The sequence below is a fragment of the Mycobacterium sp. MAA66 genome (assembly GCF_041261665.1).
GTDB lineage: Bacteria > Actinomycetota > Actinomycetes > Mycobacteriales > Mycobacteriaceae > Mycobacterium.
The window spans coordinates 1-5,962 of the sequence record NZ_JBGCCC010000024.1; the positions used below are offsets into that span (position 1 = coordinate 1).

Sequence of the window (5,962 nt, forward strand, 5' to 3'; positions counted from 1 at the left end):
CCACCCGCCACCAACTCCGCGCTCAGCTCACCACAGCGCGGCACCCCGATCTCCCGCAAATGAACATCAAGAGCAGACAGATCCAGGCCATCAAGCATCCGCGAAATCACCGCCGGTTACCGCCACACCAGAAATCTGAACAGCTTGGCTCCCAATCACATCCGATAGTCATCAGCCCCGCACCGCGGCAACACCGACAGGGTTGTTGTTGAGGTCTTCCAGGATCGCGGCTTGAGCGGCCGGCGGCAAGGTATGCAGGATCGAACGCACCCGAGCCTGCCGACGAGCCACCGCCGCACGCACCGGCATACCCGGGGTCACCTCGATCTGCGGCGGCACACCCTCGATCTCCTCCACACCACCATCGGCATGACCCAGCTCCATCGCCGCAGCCTCAGCCTTGGCCGTCGCCTCGTCCTTCTCCTCAGACATACCGATCGGACCGATACGCCGACCATTGAGAAACTGCTTGACCGCGGGCTCCTCACTGGTCAACAACACCTCGCGGGGACCGAACATCACCAAATGCTTGCGATACAACATGCCGATGTTGTCCGGCACCGTACGCACCACATTGATGTTGTGCGTCACGATCAGCACCGTCGCATCGATCTGCGCGTTGATGTCGATCAACAACTGCGACAAATACGCCGTACGCACCGGATCCAGGCCCGAGTCCGGCTCGTCGACCAAGATGATCTTGGGGTCCAACACCAAAGCGCGGGCCAGGCCGGCACGCTTGCGCATACCACCAGAAATCTCACCGGGGAACTTGTGACCGTCGTTGGGCATACCCACGACCTCAAGCTTTTCCATCACAATCTTGCGGATCTCAGACTCGGACTTCTTGGTGTGCTCACGCAACGGGAACGCCGTGTTGTCATAAATGTTCATCGACCCGAACAGCGCACCGTCCTGAAACAACACCCCGAACAAGGTCCGGATCTCATAAAGTTCCTTGGCCGAACACTCGATGATATTGGTGCCATCGATCACGATCGAACCCCGCTCCGGGCGCAACAAACCGATCAACGACTTCAAAAACACCGACTTACCCGTACCCGACGGGCCCAGCATCACGCTGACCTCACCAGCCGGGATCGTCAACGTGACGTCTTCCCAGATCTTCGACGACCCAAAGGACTTACTCAGTCCCGTTACATCGATTTGGACGCCCACGTGAGATCCCTTCTGATCACCAAAGACCGGCTACTGCACATGTCGTATCGACATCGCCGGTGGCACAACATTCCCACCCGAGTTCGGACAGGGAGAACTGGCCGGCAGGGCCGCACTTACCGCACCTATCGCAAACCAAATGCCTTCTGCGCCTACGAAAACCACTGCTTACTGCGCGAGGCCCTGTTGTGTCCGCGGTCCGAGTACCAGTTGCGGCCACGCTACCTCCGATGCAAGGACAACTGCGTAAGACCTGTTCAAAGCCACGGAAGCACAGTTCGAGCTCACCGTCAGACTAAGGTGTGCGAGCAACCGTTGTCAACGTATATGTTGATCATTTTGCTAAACTGCTCGCGTGAAGTCAGAGTCATTTCCCACGAACGTATTTCGTGCATCGAAAGACGGCGTCCAGCTCACTTCAACAGCAATCGGATTTCGCCAAACCTCATTACGTCGAGCCTCGTCGTGACGGACGTCGACGACCGCTTGGCCAACGACCTTTCACTAGCCGTGATGCGGTTGGGCCGGCAATTACGGTTCCGCCAACCCGATTCGCCGGTGTCACTGTCACAGTTGTCAGCGCTGGCCACGCTCGCCAAAGATGGCCCCATGACTCCCGGCGCGCTGGCGGCGCGAGAACGAGTGCGGCCCCCGTCGATGACCCGGGCCATCGCGCCATTGGTCGACCTCGGATTGGTTGTGCGCTATGCGCACCCCAACGATCGCCGCCAAGTGCTGGTGTCGGTGTCATCAGAGGGTGCCAAACTATTCGAGGCTCAACGCAGCGCCGGGCGGAAGTGGCTGCAGCGCCGACTCGAGATGCTTCTGCCGGAGGAGCGCCAAATCTTGCTATCAGCCACCGATTTGATGCTGGACATCATCAACGAACACCGATGAACATGCGTTGACCTCCCTTGTCAGACCGAATCCGCCAGCACATCCGGCGATTCGATAGCGAGACGTCCGCCGTTCATCGCGGTTTTCTGTCTTGCCGGCATACGGGAAAATCCGAGCTACGGGTCGGTCACCATCGACGACTTCGACAACTTCTCCGGTAGCCACCAGGTCGAGACAATGGCTCGCCAGCGAAGACATCGCACCCAACTGAACGACAGTGATACCAGCAGCATCGAGTGCCGCCTTCCCGCCATCACCTTCGTGAAGTGATTGGATCTGGGCAACCATCTTGCGTCGTCGCATCACCAGTATCGGATCGCCACTGTCCGCCAGCTGCAGGTAATGACGCGCAGCGGCACGCAATTGGCCCACACCGATGCTGCGGGTGTCAGATAACACCGTCGTCCGCTAACTCTGCGATCTCCCTACTGCCATAACCCAACAACTCGCCGAGCACCCATTCGTTGTCCTCGCCGTAGCAGGGAGCCCCCCGGTCCAGGGTCCCTCCGAGGTGCGCCGGTGTGGCAGACAGACGCGCGGGCACTTCAGCAACCGGCCAGCGACCGATCTTCGTACCGGTCACCTCGGTGAGCCAATTCATATGCCGCAGTTGCGGATCGGTGTCACATCGATCCTGCGCGTCTTGGCACACGCCCGCGGGAACCCCCGCGGACTGGAGCTGGTACATCGCCGGGTAGGCATCCTGCGCAGAGACCCACTGGCCGATCTGTTCGTCCAGCTCTCCGCTCGGTGCCGATCGCAGGAGACTCTGTTCGGTTCCGGCTGAACCGATCACCTTGGCCAGCGCCCGACGTTCTTCGTCGGTCGAGCATGAGATGGCCAGCCAGCGGTCGTCCCCTCGACATGGATAGACGCCGTGCGGAAACACACGACCGTCAGATGACGCGTTCCCGGTCCTCGACCACGGCCGACCGTTGGCCGACCAGTCGAGAATCGCACCGCCCGCGACAAATATCCCCGACTCGGTCTGCGACGCATCGATCCATTGCCCCTCGCCGGTCCGGTCGCGGTGGCGCAGTGCCGCAAGCATTGCCGCGGAGAAGCTGTAAGCGCCGATCCAGTCCAGATACGAGTAGCCCCAGCCGGCCGGCATCGCGGGTTCGGGCAGACCCGACATCTCTGAAACACCCGACAACGCAGCGGCAATCGGGCCCACCGCGCGGTAGCGGCCGTACTTGCCGATGGTTCCCATGCCCGACTGTTGTGCGTAGATGATGTCACCGCGAATCTGCCGAAGGCGGTCATAACCCAGCCCCCAACGTTCCATCACTCCTGGTGAAAAGCCTTCGGCGACAATATCCGACAGTGCGACCAACTTACGCGCAATCTCCAGCCCACGCGGGTGCCGGACGTTGAGCGAGAGGCCGCGCTTGCCGGGGTTCTTGTTGTTGAACTGGCCACCCATGTCAGGGTCGGTCACACCAGGCAACGGGCCATCGGCCGCATCTCTTGCCGCCCGCCCTCCGACCGGAGCCATCGCTGCGACCCTGGTGTCTGGATTGGCCTTCCACTCGACCTTTATGCACTCGGCTCCGAAAGCAGACAGGAACCGCGTACCGCCCGCGGAAGCGAGAAACCACGTGAAGTCCAGTACCCGAACACCTTCCAGAGGCATCGGCAGTTGATGCGGCGCGCGGGGGACGAGCGTGTCCAGAACTGCTTGATCGATAGCCGGCCTCGGCCTGGTGCGCGCCAAGTCGGTCCACACCCGCGCAGTGTCCTCTCCGAGAAGCGGTGCCCGTCGCCCGGCACGCCATCCCGGCGCCGTCGACAGCCACTTGCGCACCGGGTAGGTCAGGGTGGCGCCCAACTCCGGATGTTCGATCTCGGCGAAGGTGCCGCGGGCCGCCCAGTGCGGGTCGGCTACGTTCTCGTGCGGTTTACGCAACGGCGAACATGCAATACCGGCTTCCTGCGCTTCCTGCCACGGAAAGTTGTCATAGCAGAATTTGTGCGCCAACCGCTGGACCAGTTCGATCAGGCGAGCGTCGCGGCCCGACTGCGGGCTGCTACCCGGTATCGCCCGTCCCTCGACGTCACTGCCGCCGACCGCATCATCGTCAGGCTCAATACCGTAGCGCGCCAAGAACTCCCGGATACGTGCGTGGTCTTTGGCACCGACCGGCATGACCAAGATCCAGCGTCCGTCCTTGGTCTGCGCGATCGTCGGCAGTGCCGATACTTTCTCAGCCGCGTGCCGGCAGGTCTGGCGATACATCGGCGCACGGCGCATCACCCAATTCATCAAGTCCAGCTCGGTGGATTTGGCGACCGCCTCATGTATCGCACAGGTGACCGCCTGCCCCTGTCCGGTGCGACCCTGATGAACGACGGCGGCGAGTACGCCGATCACCAATTGCTCGCCGGCGATGACCGTCGACTGCCACAGCTGCGGCGCGATCGGTGGAAGGTCGTAGCGCCCACTCGGCTCGGGATCGTAACCGCAGTTCATCATCGGGCCACCGAGTGCCAGATGGACCAGGTCCGAACCCTTGAAGCCCGACCAAGGACCGGAGTCTCCGAAAGCAGTCATTCGCGCGCGGATCAGATGCGGAAATCGCTGTGCCAAAACAGAATCGGCGAGCCCGCGGTCGTCGAGAAAGCCCGCGTCGGTCGAATCGAGGAAGATATCCGCCGCACCTACCAATTCCGCGAATCGGTCGGTGTCGTCGGGATCATCGAGGTCGACAACGACCGACTGCTTGGCCCGGTTGTGCATAGCGAAGAAAATCGATCTGTCGGGCCCGGCGCTGTCGCCGACGAAAGGACCGATGGAACGCGTCGGAGAGCCACCAGGGGGCTCAACCTTGACGACGTCGGCACCCATTCCGGCCAGAAGCATTCCAACGTATTCGGCACGCTCGTCGGCAAGTTCGACAACTCTGAGCCCATGCAGCACGCCTATCGTGTCGGCATCGGGCACGAATGGAATATCGGTCTTCGGGGCGTCCAAATTGGCCTCACTCGTGTTGCATGTAGGGCGACACCTTCATCAGACCAGCCCCACCGCGAAATGCCATGAGTAGTAACTACTCTCTTGCACCCGCCTCTACAGGGCGGACATTGACAACCCACAGATCACCCGTCAACAGCCGGCAGATATGTGTGGCGAGCGTCCGTCGACCGTCGGCCTGAAGCAATACGCCGCACACGAGCGCGAGCAGCATCTCGACCAACTCGGCACGGCCCGCTACCGCAGGAAGCTCGCCGTCCTGCACCGCGTCAGAAATCACTTCGTCCAGGAACTGGCGGAGATCGTCGATGCTCCAAGAGAATTCATCACGTAGCGACTCGTCGCGCTGTCCATCTATCAGCGAAGTGACCAAGAAGGCCAAGGAGCCCGGCAGTTCGATATCGGCCTGCTCCAGACTCGCGATGAACCCGGATATCTTGGCGATCAGTCCACTCTGCCGGCGCGCTTCGGCAATGCTCACGGCAATGACTTCTGACACGACGTGGACGCCCACCATGCGATACAACATCCGCTTGGTGGCGAAGTGGTAGCTGATACAGGGCCTGGTCAATTCCGCACGATCCGCGATTGCCTTGAATGTGGTTGCTTGGTAGCCCAATTCGGCGAATATGCGCCTCGCCGAACGAATGATCTGCGATCGCGTGACGTCTCCCGTAATCGCCGTGGGCCGTCCAGGCCTCCGCCGGGTTCCGATGCTGACCAGAGTGCTCACCGGCCGACCGCCGCTGCCGCTAGTGTTGACTTTTCCCGGCCGAGTTCAGCGCGGGCGATGGAACGCATGTGCACCTCATCGGGCCCGTCGAACAGTCGCATCGCCCGATGCCAACCGTAAAGCCGCGCCAACGGCACATCATCACAAACCCCCGCCGCACCATGGACCTGAATGGCCCG

At 61.5% G+C, this 5,962-nt stretch carries 6 protein-coding genes; 1 reads left to right on the forward strand and 5 read right to left on the reverse strand.

The annotated features are described in order from the left end of the window. Positions 1-171: 171 nt before the first annotated feature. A complete protein-coding gene (locus tag ABIA30_RS27325; protein ID WP_370071335.1) occupies positions 172-1,179 on the reverse strand; it encodes an ABC transporter ATP-binding protein in 1,008 nt (335 codons plus the stop codon). A 465-nt stretch (positions 1,180-1,644) separates the two neighbouring features. Between ABIA30_RS27325 and ABIA30_RS27330 the strand changes: the two genes are divergently transcribed. Next, positions 1,645-2,076, forward strand: coding sequence for a MarR family winged helix-turn-helix transcriptional regulator (locus ABIA30_RS27330; protein WP_370071345.1), 432 nt, complete (start codon positions 1,645-1,647; stop codon positions 2,074-2,076). On the opposite strand, the gene ABIA30_RS27335 is transcribed toward ABIA30_RS27330, so the two are convergent. From ABIA30_RS27335 to ABIA30_RS27350, 4 genes are all read right to left on the reverse strand, one after another. After that, positions 2,032-2,475 (reverse strand): hypothetical protein, encoded by a 444-nt coding sequence (locus ABIA30_RS27335; RefSeq protein ID WP_370071337.1) that lies wholly within the window; start codon positions 2,473-2,475, stop codon positions 2,032-2,034. The two genes, ABIA30_RS27330 and ABIA30_RS27335, sit on opposite strands and share 45 nt — an antisense overlap. Beyond that, positions 2,465-5,020 carry a CoA transferase gene (locus tag ABIA30_RS27340; protein ID WP_370071339.1) on the reverse strand — a complete coding sequence of 852 codons (2,556 nt, stop codon included), beginning with the start codon at positions 5,018-5,020 and terminating at the stop codon, positions 2,465-2,467. The genes ABIA30_RS27335 and ABIA30_RS27340 overlap by 11 nt, the downstream gene beginning before the upstream one ends. A gap of 106 nt (positions 5,021-5,126) precedes the next feature. Next, positions 5,127-5,783: a TetR/AcrR family transcriptional regulator gene (locus ABIA30_RS27345; RefSeq protein ID WP_370071341.1), complete on the reverse strand. Its 657-nt coding sequence runs from the start codon at positions 5,781-5,783 to the stop codon at positions 5,127-5,129. Next, the coding region (locus tag ABIA30_RS27350) for an acyl-CoA dehydrogenase family protein (protein ID WP_370071343.1) at positions 5,780-5,962 on the reverse strand (183 nt) is incomplete at its 5' end. The genes ABIA30_RS27345 and ABIA30_RS27350, both read right to left, overlap by 4 nt.